Raw genomic sequence first — 21,831 nt, forward strand, 5'->3', positions numbered from 1 at the left:
GTGATCCTCTGTTCTATTTTTGTTTTATAGATTCGTTTAGGGGTTGGACCTGCAACATCAACCCCTGGACTTCCAATACTTCACACTGTTCACCCTTGCCGATGGGGGTGTCACTTCTTGCGTTCCATATTTCACCGGAAATAGAAACCCGTCCGCGTGATTGGTCGATTTTTTCAATTGCGGTTGCCTTCTGACCAATCATGGTTTCCACGCCGGAACGCGTTTTCCCGAATTGGGCTCTCAGCCCGTAATAAACTACAAGTGCAAAAAACATAACGGTGACGATAGTTGCAGGAATAAGCCAGGCAAGAGACAACCGCATGTCCTCAGGCAAATCCTGAAACAGCATTAACGCGCCCAGGAAAAACGCGACGGCACCGCTTCCCAGAAGAATGCCATAGGTTGGTGTAAAAGCTTCCATCACAAATAGTATTAAGGCGAGGCCGATCAGCAGGAATCCGGCTACATTGATAGGCATGGCTGCCACACCAAAAAGCAACAGGATTAAAGCGATGACACCGGCAACGCCGGGGATGATGGCACCGGGGTTGCTGATTTCACCCAGGATACCGTAAATAGAGACGAGTGTCAGGATCAGCAGGACTTCCGGTCTCATGATAAAACCGAAAAAGAGTTCGGCCAGATTCAGATCAATGCGGTTTACGTCAGCGTCACGTGTTTTGAGTTTGTGTCCGTTAACTTCAAAATCGTGCATCTGATCGAGCAGATCATCGAGGTCCTGTGCAAGAAAATCCACGACATTGATTTCCACCGCTTCCGAGCTTGTAATTGATGCTCCGTCGCGAACAGCTGATTTCGCCCATTCGACATTGCGATCCCTTCGCTCGGCTACACTTTCAATGAAACTCTCGGTATAGCTGAAAATCTTTTTTTGCTGGACGGTATCCATCTCTCCGCCTCCCATCGTTACGGGGGATGCTGCTCCGATACTTGTTGCAGGAGCCATGGCAGCTACATGAGCTGCGAGTGTAATGAACGTACCTGCACTTCCGGCATTGGCCCCTTCCGGTGAAACATATACGGCAACAGGAAGCTCCGATCCCAGAAGCATTCTGACGATATCCTGCGTCACATTGAGGAGACCTCCGGGAGTATCCAGTTCCATGATCAGCATCTGGTCTCCGCGCTCTCTGGCCGTTTCAAGTCCCCGGGACAGGTAGTTGCTTACTGTCGGGCCAATAGATCCCTGAACCGTGATGACACTTACAGTCGGACGCTTATCTTCATCCAGTTCATCCACAACAACGGGCGCGGGTTCATCGGGCAAATCTTCAAATTCGTCCTCCACATCCTCAACCTGAAGCATTCCGGAAAGAAGCGTACTTCTGACAATATCAGGTGCAGAACCTTCTCTGGCATACTGAATTGACGACAAACTCTGCCTGTCGGGAACAAAGTTATCTTCTGCCACCAGCAGCAGCGTACCGAAAACCAGCAACAGTGAGGCTATAACAATTCGCATGTTCATACACTTTAGTAACTGTATCAGAAAGATGTAAGGTTCCTTGACAAAATGAAAGTATTGTTTTTCTGCAAGACCGTTTTTTTAACATCTGTTTTCAAACAATCACCATTCCTTTATAAATATAACGACCGGCCCTGCATCAAATGCCAAAAAACTTGGTACAAATGTCGCCGGAATTTAAGTATTGCCATATTGCCGGTAATAATGCGCTTCCCTTATTCCATTTTTTTGTCATCAGCAGCAACACCCCTGGCCTGCCGCATCACATTGCCGGCCGTGACTCCGTACATCGGAGTGATCGGAATGCCGGCCCGCCGCAATGCCCTGGCTGTCCAGACATTGGATGTTTTGGGGACATAATACCTTCCGGTAGCCTTGAAAAATGCACTGTTGCTGTAGCGGCCGAAACTGTGATAAACCACTTCTCCGTCATCATCCCTCCGGAAACGGTCGATAATAAACTTTGAGATTTCATCCATGCCTTCTTCCGAGACATGAAGGGTGATAACCTCAGATCCGGAAAAGCTTTCCTCAACCGGAGCATCAATACCAACGACATGCAAAACACTCCGTGTCGGCCAGAGGGCTGCCCGAAGCAGAATGCCGAATGACGCATCCGGATCAGGGTAATATTTATCATCCCCCCAGCCCACTTTAAAACGTTCCGCTTCCGGCATCCGGTCATGATCGGGAAACTCGTCACTCAGATACTCCGACTCGACCACAAGTCCGGCATGCCAGCCCACCTTGACAATGTATACAGGAATGGGCCGTTCATCAGGGTCTTCCGGATAGAGTTCACGCACCGGTCCCATGCAGGCGGACAAGACCAAAGCAACCGCCGGCATCAGCAAAAACAGAATTATTGATATTGAGCTTTTTTCTTCGATATGTGACAATCTTCTCTATAGAGGATACCAACTAAATAAAATTGCATTTCCGGCACAAAAAAGTGACATTCCGTAATTGCGTTGTCATTCACTTAATATAAGAATGATTTGAGGTTTGCAAGTGTTTAAAGCTGCATATTTCGAAAAGTACTTTAAACATTTTTTGACACATGGAACTTGGAATCTACTCTTTTGCCGAGAATACTCCGATTGCCGGAAGCAGCCAAACCAGAAGCCCCGGACAACGCATGCAGGACCTGCTTGAGGAGGTGGAACTGGCTGATCAGGCCGGGCTGGATGTTTTTGGCATTGGCGAACACCATCGCTCAGAATATCTTGCATCCTCCCCTGCGGTCATTCTTTCTGCAGCCGCCGCCAAAACACGGAATATCCGTCTGACCAGTGCCGTAACCGTGCTGGGCTCTGAAGATCCGGTCCGGGTGTTTCAGCAATTTTCGACACTTGACCAGATTTCAGGCGGGCGGGCCGAAATCATGGCCGGACGCGGTTCGTTCATTGAGTCCTTTCCGCTGTTCGGTCAGGATCTTGAAAATTACGACGAGATTTTTTCCGAGAAGCTTCAGCTTTTGATGAAACTGCGTGAGTCGGAGCGCATCACCTGGTCGGGAAAACACCGCCCGGCTATCAATAACAGGGCGGTATATCCGCGATCGCAACAGGACCTGCTGCCTCTCTGGGTTGCAGTCGGCGGTTCGCCGCAGTCTGCCGTTCGTACCGGCAACCTCGGACTACCGATGGCTCTTGCGATTATCGGCGGACAGCCGGCCCAGTTTGCGCCTTTCGTACAACTGCATCAGCAGGCGGCAAAAGAAGCGGGGCATCCTGCACCACCTGTGAGCATCAACTCTCACGGTTTTATCTCCGAGGATTCCCGTCAGGCGAAGGATTATGCCTTTCCGGCATTCAAGCTGACCATGGATCGGATCGGCCGGGAACGGGGCTGGCCGGCGATGACCCGTGAGCAGTTTGACGCATCATGCACCATATATGGCGCCAATATCGTCGGCAGTCCGTCAGAAGTCACAGACAAAATACTGCACCAGCATGAGTTGTTCGGTCATCACCGCTTTCTGATGCAATTGACGGTGGGCAGTCTCCCTCACAAAAAGGTACTCCGTGCCATCGAACTTTTCGGCAGCGAAGTGGCGCCGGCTGTCAGAAAAGAGACTTCCGCCGCAGCCGGTTCCACCGCCTGAGCTTAAGGACTTTCGAACCTGTTATGGTTAGACGGTTACAATCTGCCCAGAAGTGATACCGGGCAAGAGATACAGCAAAAAAAAAGAGCCCCGTCCGGAGGCTCTTTTTTTTTTGAAAATCATAAAACCATCCGGCAACAGCCGGATTTTCCTGTTTGCAGCTTAGGCCGCTATTTCACTTCGACTACTTCAATTTCGAAGGTAAGCTCCTGACCTGCAAGCGGATGATTTGCATCCAGCTTAACGGTATCATCTGTGACATTGGTAATCACTACAGGGATGGCACCGCCATCTTTCTGCTGAATCTGCAGCTGCTGTCCAACCTCCGGATCAATATCATCCGGAATCTGATTGCGTTCCACATCGACAACCATATCATCCCGCTTCTCGCCATAGGCTTCTTCAGTGGGAATGCTTACGGTGGTGGTATCGCCGGGGTTCATACCGACAACAGCTTTCTCAAATCCGGGAATGAGTTTTCCTTCTCCAACTGTGAACTCAAGTGGTTCACGTTCTTTTGAAGAGTCAAAAACCGTTCCATCGGATACTTTTCCAGTGTAGTGTACTTTTACGGTGTCGCCTTCTTTAATTGTAGCCAAAGTATTATATGGTTTGATTCGTATTTATCGGTTACCACCTGTAACATAAAAATGCGGTGGATATTATTCACTTTTTTTGGACGGATCAACGAAAACGGGTTGATTCGCCCTTGATGCAGGGTGATTCCAAAGAGCGTTTACCCGGCTTCTGCTTCCACATCTGCCTCATCCGGTGTCCAGTTTTTCATGCGGCTCCGGATTACTTCACCTGCTTTGTCGACCGGAATCCGCTCCTGCTTCATGGAGTCACGATCCCGGATTGTGACGGTCTGATCTTCAAGTCCGTCAAAATCAACGGTAATACAAAACGGTGTGCCGGCTTCATCCAGCCTGCGGTACCGCTTGCCGATTGATCCTTTTTCATCATACTGAACTTTGAAATCTTCCGAAAGTTCGCTCTGAATTTTTCGGGCAACCTCCTGAAGTTCCGGCTTTTTGATGAGCGGGAAAATGCCTGCAGTGACGGGTGCCAGCTTTGGATGCATCTTCAACACGGTACGGGTTTCGACGGTTCCTTCCTTGTCACCGGGCACCTCTTCCTCCCGATAGGCATCACAAAGCACCATAAGCAGGGTACGATCGAGTCCGACAGATGTCTCTACCACATACGGGATGTATCTCTCCTGAGTACGGGGATCAAAGTATTCCATCTTTTTGCCCGAAAACTCCTGATGGGCACCCAGATCAAAGTCGGTCCGGTTGTGGATACCTTCCACCTCCTGCCAGCCGATCGGAAATTCGTACTGCACATCAACCGCCTCCTTGGCGTAGTGCGCAAGTTTGTCTTCGGGATGATCGTGGAAGCGGAGTTTTGACGGTCTGATGCCGATGCTTTTGTGCCAGTCGAGCCGCTCTTTTTTCCAGCGCTCATACTCTTCGGAATCCGTTCCCGGCTTCACAAAGTACTGCATTTCCATCTGCTCAAATTCGCGCATGCGGAAAACGAACTGCCGGGCAACCACTTCATTCCGGAAAGCCTTCCCGATTTGGGCGATGCCGAACGGCACCTGCTGGCGTGTTGTATTAAGCGCATTGGTAAAATTGACAAATATCCCCTGAGCGGTTTCCGGCCGGATGTAGACTTCCGAATCCTCGCCGGCAGCAGTGGCTCCAAACTGCGTTTTGAACATAAGATTGAACTGCCGCACCTCGGTCCAGTCAAATGCACCGGAGTCGGGACCCTTGATCTCCTCCTGCATGACGATATCATAGAGGTCCTCATTCAGCGACTTGCGGGTGCCTGAGGTATCCAGCAGTTCCTGAACCCTGGCTGCATGCTCGGCTTTTCCGTTCTGATGCAGCTTTTCGATGTGTTCTTCGATCAGAAGATCCGCGCGGTACCGCATCTTGGACTGCTTGTCATCAATCATCGGATCGCTGAAACTGTCGACATGTCCGCTGGCCTTCCATACGGTCGGATGCATCAAAATGGCGGCATCCAGACCGACGATATTCTCGTGCTTCTGGGTCATCGACGCCCACCAGGCCTGGTTCAGCTTGCGTTTCAGCTCTACCCCGAGCGGTCCGTAATCGTATACAGCACTGAGACCACCGTAAATTTCAGAGGACTGAAAAATAAATCCGCGTGCCTTGGAAAGGGAGACAATCTTGTCGAGTCTGTTTTTTGAAGCCATAATGCGTTTCTGCGTTAAATCCGGTCGGAAATTATATAATGTATAAAAACTACCTGATGATGCAGCGCTGTGCCTTGCTCATCAGACAAGCCCGTAATATACCGCATTTTTTATGCCGATGAAATGCCCTGACCGGGCCGGCGATCGGATGTACAGACACATGATTAAAAACGGGCATGACATTTCACTTCGTAATCTTCGGTTCATGTGACGACATAAAACACATGTGACAACATAAATCCAAATTTGTAATCACATTAATTACGTGCTATAAACGCCGGGCATAATCAGCCAGAGTTACCCGGGGGCGTCCCAATTTCTGCCAGACCTGCTCATCAGGCCCCTCTTCCGGATAATTGTTAAGCGCCTCCATGATCCTGGAAAGATAATGTACCTCTCCGTTGATCATGCCCACAAGCTTCAGCGGCCACATCGGCACCTTCGTGATCTTGAGCGGACCGTGCCGGTAGTGTTTCAGAAACTCGAGGGCCGCCTCCCCCATGGTCATCGCCTGCGGTCCGTGGATATCATATTCATAATCATTGCCGTCATTTGTCCGGAATGCCTCAGCCACCATCCGGCCGTAATCGGATCCGGCAATAAAGTGCATGGGCCAGCGGGATTTCCCCGGAAGCATCAGCCGGTGCCCCTGCATGATTCCGCCCTGGTCGAATGTCTCCATGAAACTTGAGGGATAAAAAATGGATACAGGCACATCTGCCTTTATCAGCGTTTCGGCTGCCCATTTTTTGATTTCAAATACCCACCAGTCGAAGTTATTTGTCCCCTGATATCTGTGCACGAGTGATGAAATGGCTCCAACCCGCTTGATTTTTCGTGTGGAAGCAGCGTCATCGTTGACTGCAGCCACTCCGGCAAGTACATTTTCAAGGCCATCCCGTTCAGCAATGAATGAGTCGTATTTTTTTACATCCGGACGAATGGAGAGGTTAAGATACACGGCATCGGCATGCTGAATTGCTGCGGCAATGTCCTCGCGGTTCGACAAGTCCCCTTCCGTGACGTTTACATTTTCGGGAAGCTTAGGGATCGCACGTCCGGCATCCCGGACCATCGCGGTAACCTCATAATCAGCTTTAACCAGTTCTCTGACGACCGGCTTGCCCAGCATCCCGGTTGCTCCGAATACCGTAATTTTTTTTATTTCTTCGTTCATTATCTGATAGTTGTCTGTTGGTTCATCCATTGCAGTACAAAAGCGCAGGTGAACTTTTAAAATGTTCGTCCTCACTGCCTTGATCTGCTCAGTGTTCAGAAGGACGCTGCATCATACCCGATTTCCTTAAATTTGTAGGTTTTACACCACAGATTTGATATTTTATTCTGTAATGTGCGAATGTTCAATAATATTTACACTCGCGCAACTTCCATCCGTTTCATCATGCCAGTTCACGGCGATTCAGGAACGGATTGTTTCAAACTGATGTGATTTTCAATAAAGGACTGAACACTTCAGAAATCCGGATCGATTCTGGCAGTCAGCCATCGGCATCCGGTACAATTTATATCAAACTTCGAAAAATAATTAAAAAAACTTTCAGAGATATGGCAGAATATCGTGTTGGTGTATTAGGTGCGACCGGAGCAGTCGGTCAGAAATTCATTCATTTATTGCGTAACCACCCGTGGTTCAAGGTAACGGCACTCGGAGCCTCCGAACGCAGTGCCGGTAAAACATACCGTGAAGCTGCAAACTGGGTAGAGTCAACGGAAATGCCCGATGATATTGCCAACCTGGTTGTTTCGGCCTGCACACCTGATGAGATGGATGTGGATTTTGTTTTTTCAGGGCTGGATTCCGGAGTTGCAACTGATATTGAAGCTTCCTTCGCTTCAGCCGGCATCCCGGTCATTTCAAATGCCAGAAATTACCGGCAGCATGAAACCGTACCTTTGATGGTGGCCGAGGTAAATCCGGATCACCTTGCCCTGATCAAGCATCAGACCTTCGATCCGAACGGCAAAGGTTTTATTGTTACCAATCCCAACTGCGTTTGCATTCCGCTTGTAATGGCCCTCAAACCTATTACCGATGCTTACGGCATCAAAGAGGTAATTCTGACTTCCATGCAGGCGGTATCCGGTGCCGGGTACCCCGGTGTTCCGAGTCTGGACATCCTGGGTAACATATTGCCGTACATCAGCGGAGAAGAGGACAAGATCGGACTGGAACCGCTGAAACTGATGGGCAAGCTGGAAGACAACAAGGTAATTCCTGCAGATATTCCCATTCATGCCACCGCCGCCAGGGTACCGGTCATCGACGGACACCTGCTTTCGGTTACCGCAAATCTGAAAGAAAAGCCCGGAGATATTGAAGAAGTACGTGACCACGTGCGCAAATGGGACAGTCCGCTGGCTGATCTTGACCTGCCGTCTGCCCCTGCCAAACCGGTCCGGCTTTATGAAGATTTCCGTTATCCGCAGCCGCGTCATCAGTCACTTGCTGAAAACGGGATGCAGGTTGGAATGGGCCGGCTCAGAAACGCCAGTGTGATGGATATTGCATTCACAGCGCTCGGGCACAATACTATCCGCGGTGCGGCTGGATGCTCCATCCTCAATGCAGAGCTTCTGCACGCCAAAGGCTACTTTTCATAACATTTCTTTAAAATCTGTCTTTTTTAAAAAAACCGAGGGGAAAACCACGCTTCATGGTTTTCCCTGCCGGGTGGCTGTACCGGCATTACTCTATATTTGCCACAAAATATCTGCCGTCAGCTGCCCCGTCAGATTAGTTTCAAAAAAGCGCTTTTATCATTGATTTCGGCCATAGTATTCACTACCTTTGCAGTAGCTTTCTGACAGATTAATTATTTCCTGGTGTTGTTCTGTGCTAATTGAGTAAGGAATTTTTTCAAACATTATCTGTATAACCGAACAGATTAACACCAACCGATCTATTCATTGGGAAAGTCGTGAAGGCGCATTTCTACAGTCCTATGGGGTTGCGGGGGGAACACCTCGTAACCCTATTTAATCCCCGGAAATACCTTGCAGGATTCAGGATACGGGTTGTTGCACGTGGCCGGAACCTGTACCTTACATCTCTGTTTGTGTGGATTCATGTGCTTGCGGCTCTTGTTGTAATCACACCTGATTCCAACGGTAAGTCCGGAGAAGAGGTGTTTCACTCCCGTTTTGCAGATTCAGACCTGTCCGCTCAGTGGGATGGTGATCCGGGCAACTTTATTCCGGCCACGGATAACCGGCATCTTCCGCTTAAACTGAATGCGCCACCGGAGTCGGGGATGTCCTGGATTGCCACACGCGAGGCTTTCTCAGGCAAGGTACGGGAATGGGTCATACGGCAGAATTTTGCCCCGTCGAACAACAATCGCAGTTTCTTTTTTCTCAATGCCGGTCAGCCGGACCTCACGGATGAAAACCTGTCGGGGCTGGCCATACGAACAGGCGAAAACGGCAACCCGAAACACTTCAGGTTGATTCCGTTCGAAAACGGCCGGCCCGGCAGCAGCGTCTGGGAAAGTGATGTACATATCAACCCCGAAACTGCGTACCGGATCAGGGTTCTTCAGACACCGGACAATGAGCTTCATTTTTATATCGCCGAGGGTCCGGAAGGTGTTCCCTTGCTGCAGAGTGAGACATATGCACTGAGTGAACATGATCTGAATCAGACTGCCGGCGAAACCGGATCCGGTCACAGCCGGGACAGGCTGACAGGCCATTTCGGGATCAGGGCGGATTATACGGCAACCCGGAGCGATCAGACCAGCTTTGGTGATGTGATTATATCTGAAACTTACCCGGAACCGGGAATTGCTGAAGTTCACGTTCTGGAACAGGCGATAAAGGTTACATTTACAATCCCTCCTGCACCTGAGGAGCGCACTCAGACACTGTTCAGTATCAACAACGGTAACGCAGCCTTCGAACTGGAGTGCGAGCATCCGCAGATTTGCAAACTCCGCCTTGCCGAACCGATTGATCCGGGAATGCATTACCTGGAGGTTTCGTCTTATCGCACCATCTACGGGCAAACCGCAAACCTTGAAAAAACTGAATTCATCGTGCCGCATACAGCAGAGAGCGGTGATGTTGCCATCAATGAGTTCATGTACGATCCGCCGGAAGATGTTCCGCAGTATGTTGAGCTTTTTAATCACACTGACAAGGTGCTCTCTCTGAAAAACTGGAGGTTGCAGCGCAGAAATCTTGCATCAGAAACAGAACGCTATATCACTGCCAACGACCTGCAGATGCATCCCGGAGAATATCTGGTTCTGACAGCCGACAAGGCTGCACTTACGCATACAATGGGTGCTGAAAATGTATTTGAAATGTCCGGTTTCCCCCGTCTCAACAGAGCTTCCGTTGATAAAATCAGGTTGTTTTCAGAGGATAACCAGCTGATTGACTCGCTTCAGTATCAACCATCCTCCTGGGGTGGCAGAGGAGTTGCGCTTGAGCGAAAATCACCGGTGGTACCTGCGTGGCTGGAGCTGAACTGGAACGAGTCTAATGCTGTGCAGGGAGGCACACCGGGAACTGTCAATTCGGTCACACCGCCGGATTCTGCTCTCTCGCTGATCAGTATGGACTATTCCGGTGCTGACAGGATCATACTGGGCTTTGACAATTATTTAAAGCCGGATGCTGCTGAAAGTCCGGATTTTTACCGCCTGTCAGACATACATGATGACAGAAGTGTTTCAGCAGAACCGTCACTGACATCCGGTTCGGAGATAACCCTGCACCTGCATCAGCCGATGAGTCACGGTGCGGAATATCACCTTGAGATAAATGGTGTTTCCGACCTGTTTGGCAATATCATTGAGCCTGTCATCAAAACATTTCATTACTACCATACGCACACCCCTGAACCGGGTGATGTTGTGATCAATGAGATCCTGTACCGTCCCGGTGAAAATGACGCCTTGCGTTTTATGGAAATCAAGAACACAAGCGAACACGTTTTTGACCTTCGCGGCTGGAAAACAGGCAGGCACACGGGCAATGCTGTCACAATTATCGAAGAACATTCAGAGAAGCCCGTTTTTTTGCTGCCGGGCCAAAAGGCTGTGATTTCAGAAAAAGAAATGGTGATCCCTTATGCGGTAAACATTCATATTCCCCTTGCATCGTTCCCTTCATATTCGCGTCTGGGGGATAGTCCCCGCATAATATCTCCGCAAGGTATTACTATTGACAGTGTTGGCTACAAACCGGACTGGGGAGGAAATGCAGACGGGATTTCACTGGAACGCATTGACCCTCAAGGAGCATCATCAGACCCGGCTAACTGGGCCGGGCACCCGCATCATCATACTGCCGGCAAAAAAAACCACAATCGGGACGACTCTCCCGGTCCACCGGAAGCACTGCTTGCAGAAATTGAAAACGGCAGCATGGTTACAATACATTTTAACCGGTTTATCAGCTCCGGCAGTATCGAACACATTCATTTGCATGACAGAAAACTGGAACTTACTGCCCCTGAAAACCTTCAATTATTCCGGTCTAAGTTCACGTTTTCAGATGGTGACGATATTCAAAGGATGCCCAAATCTGTTCATATGTCCGGTTTCCGGGATTATGCAGGCCGTAAAAATGACGGACAGGAGCTTGATGTGTCCTTTCCACCGGTTTCCGGAGATCTGATCATCAATGAAATAATGTACCAGCCGCTGGCGGAAAGATACAGTTCAACACATGATCAGAGTGAGTATGTTGAAATATTCAACAGAAAAGATTTCAGCATTTTACTTGCCGGGCTGCATCTTCATGACCGGCCGGACAAACAGGGTGCCGTCCGCAGCATGAAACCTGAGGTTAATATTTTACAAACTTTGGCACCCGGGTCATATGCCGTATTTCATGCGGACACAAGCCGTTCACCAGGAACAGCCCGAATCTTCCAGGCTTTTGACGTTCCGGAAGATATCCATCAGCATTTTTATCGGGTAGACCGGCTTACACTGGGACTTTCAACGCAGGGAGATCACCTTTATCTGGCGAACCGTGCCGGGGATGTCATTGATTCAGTGTGGTACAGACCCGAATGGCACAATCCGGATGTTACAGACACCAGAGGAATCAGCCTTGAACGCATTCGATATGATGCCGGCTCTCAGAACCCTGACAACTGGACATCCAACACCATGCTTCAGGGCGGAACTCCCGGATTTGAAAACTCTGTCAGCGCACCGGTTAATCAGGACATATCAACCGGACTTCACCTTGAGCCCAACCCGTTTTCACCAGACGGAGACGGCGTCAACGACCACCTTGTCATATCCTATCAGCTTGAATACTCAGATTACCTTATGCACGTGAGGATATTTGACCGGAACGGCCGCCCTGTCCGGACACTTGCCGACGGTGAACGCGCAGGCTACTCCGGAAAACTGATCTGGGACGGCAGGGATGACAGCGGCCTGTTATGCCGCGTCGGTCTCTACATTGTTCATTTTGAGGCTGCCTCGCGACGGGGAGGGAGCAAGAGTTACAGAATTATTGCTGTGCTGGCCGTACCACTATAGATGAAAAAACGGACTTTGCAATCATTTTAGAAGTTCCTATTCTTGTTACAGTTTAAATAACCGTTTTTAAAAAATTATTTATGAGTTCTCCCAAACAGGCGCCAATAGGTATTTTTGATTCCGGAATCGGTGGTTTGACCGTGGTAAAATCCGTTATGAACCTGCTGCCGAATGAACACATTATTTACTTCGGAGATACCGCCAGGGTTCCCTATGGAATAAAGTCTACTGAAACAATTCGTCAGTATGCCTTGCAGATCACAGACTTCCTGCTGAAAAAGAATGTCAAGATGATTCTGATAGCCTGCAATTCCGTCGCTGCTGCCGCAAGTTCTGAGATAAAAAAAAAGAGCAGGCATATTCCGGTTCTGGACGTAATTGAAGCCGGAACACTGGCTGCATTGAGCCATTCAAAAAGCACCAGGCCCGGGATCGGAGTAATCGGAACACTCGCAACCATTGGATCCGGTGCATACGAAGAAGCCCTTCACAGGCAGAATACTGATATCCAGGTTTTTTCAAGAGCATGTCCTTTGCTTGTGCCCCTTGCTGAAGAGGGCTGGACAGACAACAGCATTGCCCTGGATGTACTGGGAACCTATCTGAAGGACTTTCAGAGCAAGAATCTTGATGCCATGATTCTGGGGTGCACACACTACCCATTGTTCAAAAAAGGCATATCGCAGATTCTGGGGGAAAAAATAAAAATTGTCGACTCTGCAGAGTCAATTGCAGTCCTGGCCCGGGAACATCTTGAAAAAGCAGAACAGCTGCATAACGGAACTGAGGGCTCATTTCACTGCTATGTGAGTGACAAGCCTCAGCGTTTCAAGCTGCTTGCGGAACGTTTTCTTGGGAAAAAGCTTAATCGTGTGGAAATCGTGAACCTTAAAGGGTGATCTGACCTCCGTTATATCACGCGCATTCTCCTGCTAGTTTTGACAGGAGAATACCAGTTGCAACTGCGACATTGAGGCTTTCCACCCCCGGTGCCTTTATATTCTGCGCACCGGCATCGCTCCTTCCATGAGCATCAATTCTTACTTTCCCGCATCCTTGTTCCCGGTCTGCATAAGCAGAAACTTCCGGAGACACGCCTCCTGCCTCGTTGCTGGCTGCAATAATATCCATACCACCGGGTGATACCTGCTTCCATGACCTGGCATCCTTTCCGCCATCAAGAATATGCACTTTCCAACCCTTTTGCAGTGCTGCATCAAAAAAGTCAACCAGGTCCGATTCAAGCCAGGGCAGCACCCCTGTTGCACCGGTTGTTCCTCTGACAACTTTTGGATGAAACTGATCGACTGTTCCCGGGGCCAGCACCAGTCCGGCAGCTCCAAACCAAACGGCAGAACGGATCATTGTGCCCAGGTTACCCGGATCCTGAACACGGTCAACAGCCAGCAACACTCCTTTTTTTTCGAGCAGATCACTGATATACACGGGATCCGGCATCTTTGCAACTGCCATCACTCCCTGCGTATTTTCAGTATCACACAACTCCTTAAACAACCCTGAACCGGCTGTCAGCAGCTTGTGGTCCGGCACTTCAGAACGCAACAGGTTCCTTGCCTCATCATCAGGATGCCCGTTCCGTTTCGTGTTTTCATCAAATATGAGATACTGAATCTCCAGAATATCATTTTGAATGACCTGCATAACCGATCGCAGGCCTTCAATCAGGAACAGCCCCTTTTCGTACCGTTCTGATCGCTTTTTAAGCGCCTTTATTTGTTTTGCCCTGTTTTTGGAGAGTGGGTTCATCACATTTATCATACTTTTCATACAATCAGGAATAGGGAAAATCTGCTGCCTGAGCAGTTTTTTTGAACTGCCCTGCCCATACGGCATCCCCGGTTAAACAAAAGTATAGGAAATTTTGCACTCTGAAACGGCATTTCATACTTGTAGATAAAAAGGATGCATTATAGATTGTATAATGCACGAAGAAAGCCGAAATCCTTTTTTAACCCCCCGTCTGACGTCTGACTTTTGAAGAGGCAAAAGCATATTTACCGGCGTACTTATCTGCTTGTCCGCTGCCTGAGGCCATTCCTGATACTCCTTGTGGCACTGTGCACACTCAGTCCGGGTAATGCCCTGGCCCAGTTTCTCTCCCCTTTTTCCATTGGCGGGGAAACATCCTTCAACCGCCAGCTGGATGCAATGAGATGGCAATATGAGGGTGGCATTGATCTGGACAGGAACAATCTCAGCGTAACACTGCAAAACAGCTTCCGGTCACGGCTCTATCTTTCCGATGGCGAGGCCAGAAATATTCAGGATGAAAACGAACTGCGGCTCAGCATGCGGCAATGGCTCAATGATCAATGGGCGGTAACCGGAGAGGCGCAATCCTACAGTTTCACAACCACCAATTTGCTGCAGAACAGAGCACATCTGGGAATGCTGTACAATCCCTACGAGCGAATCGAGCTTTCGCTGATGGGTGGTATCATGAGCGACAGGCGAAGCGATAATCTGGACCAGGGGTGGTCTGGTTTGTTTCGTGCCCGAAGCAGGCCTGTAAGAACCGGTGATTTCATTTTTCAACCCTCTGCTGAGGCCCATTACGCTGATCTGGATCCGAGAACATCCTCGACTTACCGGGTGCAAACCGAGGGGGAGTACCGATTTGATGATTTTATCATGCGGGGGGATATTGTCGCCTCAAGAGGCACAAGAGAAGGCTACCAGCCAAGCAGTTTTTTTAACCGCGGACTCACAAACATCATCGAATCCATCCGCAATGATTCCACCGCATTTGACTTGCAGGTCAGAGTACCCGTCATTGAGTCTTTGCATCTGGAAATAGACCTCTACACACTCAGCAGTGTCCGTTCCGTAAACAGCCGGCCGTACACCGATGACCTGGATGACCCCGTTTCCGACACGCGCACACAGCGCCGTGAAGTTGAACTCAACTCCCGGGCCGAATATGAGTTCAGACGCAATCAGATCGCCCTGGGTTTCAATTTTGGATACATCAACAGAGGTTCGCGTCTGACCAACACGGAAGATTTTACCGAAGATCAGGTCACCCGCCGCAACGAGATACTCAGAAACTCCAATTTTGATCAAAGCCGGTTCGAGCTGTTCACAAGAAGCAGATGGCGAATCGCCGACAACAATGAGCTGCTGATTCAGGGTCAGGCCGGAATTTTACGCTACGATACACCGGAGATCAATCAGGATGACAGGGACGAGCTGAATTACCGGATCCAGATCATCAACCGGCACGTCTTCTCTCCGTACTTTGACATAACACTGCGGGCCGGAGGTGAAGCGACCCACTATGTCTACCTCAGCGCCGCAAGAAGTATTGAAAACAACTGGCGCAGAACCATCCGCCTGGCTCCCGAAATGCAATGGCAGCCTCTCGAACGCCTCCGGATACGCAATTCGCTGCTGGTCCGGGCAAATTACACAGTTGAGGATTATCAGCTGGAAGACCGGCCCAAAAATGATCAGTCCTCCAGGGAGTTCGCCGCTCAGACAAATATCGAATTCATGCTCACCGATTCATGGAGTCTTGAGCTCGGCGGATCGCGCAATGAGCTGCGCATCGGCAGGCTGTACTGGGACTCCTTTGAGGAAACCCCTACCGACACACTCATAACCTACAATGCCGAAGCCATGGCCGTGATGCAGACGGGAAATCACCGGATCGGTTTGGGCGGGCGCATTTTCTACCGGCGTGATTATCTTCCCCAGGCTGCCATAACAGCGGAAATACCCGATGAAGACGGTACACCGGTTCCGGTTACCCGCGCCGCACCCGGGGTTCAGACAACCAGACAAATCGGTCCCAATGTGGACATAAATCTGAACTTTTTCTCCGGTAACAGACTTGTCATCCGGGGATGGATGCAGCAGCAGTCCGTGCGCAGACGTCTCTACATCAACTATACGGAGGATGTTGCTGATGCTTTCCGGGAAGAAGAGCGGCGTGCTGTACGGCGAACGTATCCGAACCTGGAGATCCGGGCCGTCTTCAGTTTTTAGCCTTACCCCGCCAGAGTGTGCCGGGCAAAGAATTCAGACACAAAGCAAAGCATCCGTCAATCCGTTGTGGATAAACTTCACAACCTTTCTGCAGGATATTGCTGTTTCAGATTTTTTAGGGTACGTTATGATATAAATAACAGCTCTGCATATTCGGGAGCTGATTGTGAATCTTTCGTCATACTGCATCCAAGAAACTAACCTGAACCATCAGAAAATCGGAGAAGTTGCTATGAGTTTTCTTTCACGCCTCGGCATCGAATCAGTAAATAACGGAACCTGGATAGGAAGCAAGAGTTACAGCTGGGAGCACCGTGAATATTTAAAAAGTATCTCCCCCATCGATGACAGCGTCATTGCTGAAGTGAGCTGGAGCTCTGATGATCAATACGAGGAAGTCGTCGAGGAGGCTCAAAAAGCATTCATTGCCTGGAGAAAGGTACCGGCCCCGCAGCGCGGGGAAATCGTCCGGCAAATCGGCGAATCACTGCGAAAGCACAAAGAGGATCTCGGCCGTCTTGTTTCTCTGGAAAACGGAAAGATATTGCAGGAAGGCATGGGCGAGGTGCAGGAAATGATCGATATCTGCGACTTTGCAGTGGGCCAGTCGCGGCAGCTGTACGGATTTACCATGCAGTCCGAAAGAGAGGAGCACCGTCTGTACGATCAGTATCATCCTCTCGGACCCGTGGGTATCATTTCCGCCTTCAATTTTCCGGTAGCGGTATGGAGCTGGAACACTATGATCGCTGCGGTTTGTGGAAATGTCATGATCTGGAAACCATCCGAAAAGACACCGCTTACCGCGATTGCATGCCAGAAAATCGCCTCTGATGTCATGAAAAAGAACGACATGCCGGAAGGCGTGTTCAATCTTGTTATCGGTGACGCAAGCATCGGGGACAGAATGGCCGGTGACACCAGGCTGCCTTTGATATCTGCAACCGGTTCTACGCGAATGGGGAAATCGGTTGGCCCGCGTGTTGCTTCACGGCTCGGAAAAAGCATACTTGAACTTGGCGGCAACAACGCCATCATCGTCACGGAACATGCCGATATTGAAATGGCTGTCCGCGCCACCGTGTTCGGAGCGGTAGGAACGGCCGGACAACGCTGCACCTCAACACGGCGGCTGATTGTGCAGTCTTCTGTATTTGAAAAAGTCAAAAAGCGCCTGCTTGAGGTATACGAAAAGATCACCATCGGCAATCCTCTGGAAGAGGGAACACTCGTCGGGCCTCTGATCGATCGTCAGGCTGTTGAAAACATGCAGAATGCTTTGTCGGAACTTAAAAAACAGGGCGGAGAAATATTGTACGGCGGAGAGCCTCTGGACAGCGGCGAGTACCCGTCTGCAAACTATGTAAGACCGGCACTCTGCCAGGCAAAAAACGAATATCCGATTGTCCAGGAAGAGACCTTTGCACCAATCCTCTACCTGATTCCGTACGAAACCCTGGATGACGCCATTGCCATGCATAACGGTGTGGATCAGGGGCTCAGTTCAGCCATTTTCACGCTCAACCTTCGCGAGGCCGAGCGGTTTCTCAGTGCCACCGGATCGGACTGCGGCATCGCCAACGTCAACATCGGAACCAGCGGCGCGGAAATTGGAGGTGCCTTCGGAGGCGAAAAGGAAACCGGTGGCGGCAGAGAATCCGGTTCTGATGCGTGGAAAAGCTACATGCGCCGGCAGACGAATACCATCAACTGGAGCACGGAGATGCCGCTTGCGCAGGGTATCCGGTTTGATGTCTGATGGATGTTCGATTTGATTGCACGCCCGGGCTGATCGCACATCGGGTCTGACTTTTCATCCGGCTTGACAGCATTTTCGTTTTGATGGCTGATGGATCAGCTGTTTGAGTGACCACGCTGTCGGGCTCAGCCGGGTCCGCGCAGCATGCTGTCATTCGGCCAGCCTTTCCAGACGTGTCATCATCTCGGGGATAAAACCGAGATGCTCCGGCTTCATCAGCACACTGCGAAGTACCCTTATGTAATCCTGGTCCGGTTCAAGACCGGGCAGGAATCGCTCAGCCTGCTGCTTGTCAAGCTGCAATGTGCTGAGGTGCAGCCTTTCGTCCTGCGGTGCAGACATTCCCCGTTTTAATATCCGGTCTGTTTGCCGGCTCACGGAGCGGTAGGTACCACCATTTTCGACAGGTACAAACGCGACAATGTCGAGATCCGGCTTCAGGACTGGTCGGTAAAGTGAAGACTCCTGTAAAGCCTCATAGAGTTCAAGCGCCGCATTGCGGCAGGCACTGAGAATCCGTCCCAGTCCGTCCGCGTTCAGCGGAAGGAGCTCCAGGGTAAACCACAAAGCCACTGCGGCAGCACCGGCACGCGAGCATTCAATGCTGATTTCACCAAGATGCAGATCGTCAGTGGTAAAATAGGTATACGGAGAATCGTGTTTGTAAAACCTTCCCACTTCCGGATCCCTGAACAGGACGGATCCGCATCCGTAGGGCTGCAAGCCGTGCTTGTGAGGATCAATCACCAGGCTGTCAGCCTGTGACAAAGTGTCCCAGGGCTCCGGATCAATGCTGCCTGAGTTGCGGATGGCATGAAAAAATCCGCCGTAAGCGGCATCCACATGAATGCGCACGTCATTTTGCCGGGCCCATGCCGTCATCCGGTGCAAGGGCTCGACAATTCCCAGCCCGGTAGTTCCCGCAGTCACCACAATCGTACCGGGAAGATTCTTGCTGCCTGCCCCCGGGCCGTTCAGCTTCGACAAATCCGGCATTCCGTCTTCATCATCAGGAATTTCAATCACCGGCAGACGAAGCAACTGCGCCATTCTCCGGTGCGTGTAGTGCGCCCGGGACGAAATGGCAACCGGGCGGTCAGGGTGCAGCTCCCTGGCAACCCACAATGCTTCCAGATTGGCGATGGTGCCGCTGCTGGTAAGATGACCGATTGACTTATCCGGAAAGCCCGCAAAAGAGACCAGCTTGCGGATGACTTCCTTTTCCATGTAAGATGCTTCCGGGCCGCCATCCAGTGCGTGATTATTTGGATTGATCGTCATTGCCAGGGTATATGCCAGCCAGGCGGCAGGGTGCGGTGGCTTGAGCATTTGTCCGGCATAACCGGGCTGGTGGAACGGGTAATGCCGGGAGAGGCGCTCGAGCAACTCATTAGCGGACTTCTGAAGTTGCTGCTCGCTGACATCCGGGACAGCACCGGTATGAGTTGTCGGAGACCGGTTGTCATCAAGCCGGCTCTGCAACCCGGCAAGCAGGTCAGGAAGGCGCTTCAGATATCTGTCCGGTATCATAATATGACCTTTAAAGATGACGCGGCATTAGATACAATATCCATGACCGGTCGTGATTCCGGAAAAACCTGAGTTGTAATAAACACGGTCATGGCATTTCACTTCGTTACCTTCGGCTCATGTGACCTTGGAAGTCAAAAATTTTATCACATGAAATGGAAATTGAGTCCGACTGAGAGAATCTGCTTGATTTGCAATGCATTGGTGACGTCGTTGTTGTATCGCATTGAAAATTCAAAATTCGTGGTGAGATAGTCGTTAATCTTCCCTTCAAATTCATTTGTAATAACAAAATCCGTGTTCAACAGGCTTTCCTGCAGGTTGCTGAACGTTTCTAGATAGCCCGTATAGGAGACATTGTCCCAGATCTCCCTTTCATAGTTCAGAATAACCGTAAAACCTGCTTCATTTCGAAACCAGCTCCCCTTGTCAAGTCCGTAACGTTCCGAGAGGGAAGTGTCACTGATAAATGTCTGGCGAAGAGAGATACCCACGGTTGACTCCAGATAACTGTCGGGATCATATGACAGACCTACGGTTTCTGTGAGTGTGCCCGGTGCCATGAAGCGGGACTGCACTTCCTCAAAATCCCGGTCATACCCCTTGTCAAACTGGGTTTCAAAATTGATGTTGGCCGTAAGGCTGAATCGTTCATCCTCAAACTTTCTCCGGAACTGATTCCGGATACGGATGCGGTCATCGCTTTTCCTGAAGGCGCCGCGATCCTGCCTGGTTTGTCCATAGCGCAGGTTTACACGCAAGCCGTACTGATACGGCCCTTCGGTGTAAACACCTGTGAAAACGGTATTGCCAATAACGGCTATACGGTCGACACCACCCTGTGCCCATTCCCTGTAGTAGGCCTGGGAGCCGTTGATACCAACCCGGAACGTAAAGTCCCAGTCCCCTTCCTCTTCTGCGTCATTCAGCAGATCATCCGTTGGCATGGGTAATTGCTGAGCCTTTACAGACCATGCCCCCGACAGCATCAGAAACCCGGTTAATAATAAGACATACCACCAGCGCATGATCAATGCAAATATTTGCGATAAACGTATAACAGATAAATTCGTGACTGTCTTTACGCATGGAGCAAGCTGATTATCGAAGAGGTAATAATGGATCTGCGAAATACAGCTTCAGGGGCCCGGATGCAGATTTTAATAACAATACACCCGGCATAGCGTATGTGACAAGCGACAATATAATGAATCCCTGATCATCATTCACTTCCAAAAATGCTGTAGCTGAATCCCACAGAAATATTCTGCTTGACCTGGAGCTCATCGGTCACATCGTCATTATAGGCTAATGCAAATTCGATGTTGGCACTGATGTAGCGGTTGATCTGACCGGTTATTTCATTTACGAACAGAACGTCCGTTGACAGCAGGCTTTTGTTGACATTGCTGAATGTTTCGACGTACCCGGCATAATATATGCTGTCCATTATGCGCCGTTCGTAGCCCAGAAGCAAAGAGAAACCGGCTTCATTCCGGAACGTATCGCCTTCGGGGAGACCATAACGCTCAGAAAGATCGGTGTCACTCACGAACGTTTGCTTCATGGCCAGACCGGTTTCAAACCGGAAATGACGGTCCGGATTGTAACTCACACCCAGAGTCTGGCTCAGGTATGCCGGAGCAAAAAAGCGGGATATCACATTCCTGGTCTCTCCTTCATCCGGTACCGGATTGTCATATCCTTTATCAAACTGCGTCTCAAAGTTGACATTGAAAATCGCACTGTAGCGCTCATCACGGAAAAGTCGCCTGGCCTGATTCCTCACCCGGATCACATCATCGCTTTTCACAAAATCACCGTCTCCGATTCGTGATTGTCCGTACCGGAGGTTCACACTGACCCTGTACCCCAGATGATCTTTTTTATATTCAGAAGAATAGGCCGTACTTGCAAGAACAGATACATTGTCCGTCCCGCCCTGACTCCAGTTCCGGTATGTTGATTGTGATCCGGTAAGCGAGAGCCGCAAATTGTGCTCCCACAAATCCGCTTTTTCATCATTGTTCTCCTGCTGCTCGCTGGCAGCAGCTCCGGACAGAGAAGCAGCCGAATTTTCCGCTCCGGCTCCCGGACCAGCGCTGAGAACAGGCGCAGTCATAAGCGACAAAAGTGCGGCGGTAATGAGTAAACGATGTATCATAGTCATGGTATTTGGAG

15 protein-coding genes are annotated in these 21,831 nt (G+C 50.1%); 6 read left to right on the forward strand and 9 right to left on the reverse strand.

Annotation, left to right across the window (positions count from 1 at the left end):
• Positions 1-13: 13 nt before the first annotated feature.
• Together NATSA_RS01440 and NATSA_RS01445 are read right to left on the reverse strand one after the other, a co-directional pair.
• Positions 14-1,483 carry an NfeD family protein gene (locus NATSA_RS01440; RefSeq protein WP_246481557.1) on the reverse strand — a complete coding sequence of 490 codons (1,470 nt, stop codon included), beginning with the start codon at positions 1,481-1,483 and terminating at the stop codon, positions 14-16.
• Positions 1,484-1,701: 218 nt separating this feature from the next.
• On the reverse strand, positions 1,702-2,385 hold the full coding sequence (locus NATSA_RS01445) for a DUF2459 domain-containing protein (RefSeq protein WP_210509686.1): 684 nt from the start codon (positions 2,383-2,385) through the stop codon (positions 1,702-1,704).
• Positions 2,386-2,546: 161 nt separating this feature from the next.
• Here NATSA_RS01445 and NATSA_RS01450 point away from each other — a divergent pair, with 161 nt between their 5' ends.
• Entirely contained in the window at positions 2,547-3,593 is a 1,047-nt protein-coding gene (locus NATSA_RS01450; protein ID WP_210509688.1) for an LLM class flavin-dependent oxidoreductase, read from the forward strand.
• Positions 3,594-3,763: 170 nt separating this feature from the next.
• On the opposite strand, the gene NATSA_RS01455 is transcribed toward NATSA_RS01450, so the two are convergent.
• The 3 genes from NATSA_RS01455 to NATSA_RS01465 form a co-directional block, all read right to left on the reverse strand.
• The gene (locus NATSA_RS01455) at positions 3,764-4,192 is read right to left on the reverse strand and encodes an FKBP-type peptidyl-prolyl cis-trans isomerase (protein ID WP_210509691.1); all 429 of its coding nucleotides are present in this window, start codon (positions 4,190-4,192) and stop codon (positions 3,764-3,766) included.
• A gap of 137 nt (positions 4,193-4,329) precedes the next feature.
• Complete coding sequence (locus tag NATSA_RS01460; RefSeq protein WP_210509693.1) at positions 4,330-5,826, reverse strand: glycine--tRNA ligase; 1,497 nt, start codon at positions 5,824-5,826, stop codon at positions 4,330-4,332.
• A 268-nt stretch (positions 5,827-6,094) separates the two neighbouring features.
• Entirely contained in the window at positions 6,095-7,033 is a 939-nt protein-coding gene (locus NATSA_RS01465; protein WP_210509696.1) for an SDR family oxidoreductase, read from the reverse strand.
• Between the two features lie 359 nt (positions 7,034-7,392).
• On the opposite strand from NATSA_RS01465, the gene asd reads away from it, so the two are divergent.
• The 3 genes from asd (at position 7,393) to murI (ending at position 13,252) form a co-directional block, all read left to right on the forward strand.
• Positions 7,393-8,448 (forward strand): aspartate-semialdehyde dehydrogenase, encoded by a 1,056-nt coding sequence (gene asd / locus NATSA_RS01470; RefSeq protein WP_210509699.1) that lies wholly within the window; start codon positions 7,393-7,395, stop codon positions 8,446-8,448.
• A gap of 455 nt (positions 8,449-8,903) precedes the next feature.
• Positions 8,904-12,353 carry a lamin tail domain-containing protein gene (locus NATSA_RS01475; RefSeq protein WP_210509701.1) on the forward strand — a complete coding sequence of 1,150 codons (3,450 nt, stop codon included), beginning with the start codon at positions 8,904-8,906 and terminating at the stop codon, positions 12,351-12,353.
• An 80-nt stretch (positions 12,354-12,433) separates the two neighbouring features.
• The gene (murI, locus tag NATSA_RS01480) at positions 12,434-13,252 is read left to right on the forward strand and encodes a glutamate racemase (RefSeq protein ID WP_210509704.1); all 819 of its coding nucleotides are present in this window, start codon (positions 12,434-12,436) and stop codon (positions 13,250-13,252) included.
• Positions 13,253-13,268: 16 nt separating this feature from the next.
• On the opposite strand, the gene NATSA_RS01485 is transcribed toward murI, so the two are convergent.
• Positions 13,269-14,120 carry a TrmH family RNA methyltransferase gene (locus tag NATSA_RS01485; protein ID WP_210509706.1) on the reverse strand — a complete coding sequence of 284 codons (852 nt, stop codon included), beginning with the start codon at positions 14,118-14,120 and terminating at the stop codon, positions 13,269-13,271.
• 228 nt (positions 14,121-14,348) lie between these two features.
• Between NATSA_RS01485 and NATSA_RS01490 the strand changes: the two genes are divergently transcribed.
• Positions 14,349-16,361, forward strand: a complete 2,013-nt coding sequence (locus tag NATSA_RS01490; RefSeq protein WP_210509708.1) for a hypothetical protein — start codon at positions 14,349-14,351, stop codon at positions 16,359-16,361.
• A 232-nt stretch (positions 16,362-16,593) separates the two neighbouring features.
• Positions 16,594-18,120 (forward strand): L-piperidine-6-carboxylate dehydrogenase, encoded by a 1,527-nt coding sequence (amaB, locus tag NATSA_RS01495; RefSeq protein WP_210509710.1) that lies wholly within the window; start codon positions 16,594-16,596, stop codon positions 18,118-18,120.
• Positions 18,121-18,270: 150 nt separating this feature from the next.
• Here amaB and NATSA_RS01500 read toward each other — a convergent pair whose 3' ends face one another.
• The 3 genes from NATSA_RS01500 to NATSA_RS01510 all read right to left on the reverse strand — a co-directional run bounded on the left by NATSA_RS01500 (position 18,271) and on the right by NATSA_RS01510 (position 21,814).
• Complete coding sequence (locus NATSA_RS01500; protein ID WP_210509712.1) at positions 18,271-19,650, reverse strand: pyridoxal phosphate-dependent decarboxylase family protein; 1,380 nt, start codon at positions 19,648-19,650, stop codon at positions 18,271-18,273.
• Between the two features lie 146 nt (positions 19,651-19,796).
• Positions 19,797-20,678 carry a DUF3078 domain-containing protein gene (locus NATSA_RS01505; RefSeq protein ID WP_210509714.1) on the reverse strand — a complete coding sequence of 294 codons (882 nt, stop codon included), beginning with the start codon at positions 20,676-20,678 and terminating at the stop codon, positions 19,797-19,799.
• Between the two features lie 194 nt (positions 20,679-20,872).
• Positions 20,873-21,814 (reverse strand): DUF3078 domain-containing protein, encoded by a 942-nt coding sequence (locus tag NATSA_RS01510; RefSeq protein WP_210509717.1) that lies wholly within the window; start codon positions 21,812-21,814, stop codon positions 20,873-20,875.
• Positions 21,815-21,831: the final 17 nt, after the last annotated feature.

This window comes from Natronogracilivirga saccharolytica (assembly GCF_017921895.1).
In the GTDB taxonomy this organism is placed as follows: domain Bacteria; phylum Bacteroidota; class Rhodothermia; order Balneolales; family Natronogracilivirgulaceae; genus Natronogracilivirga; species Natronogracilivirga saccharolytica.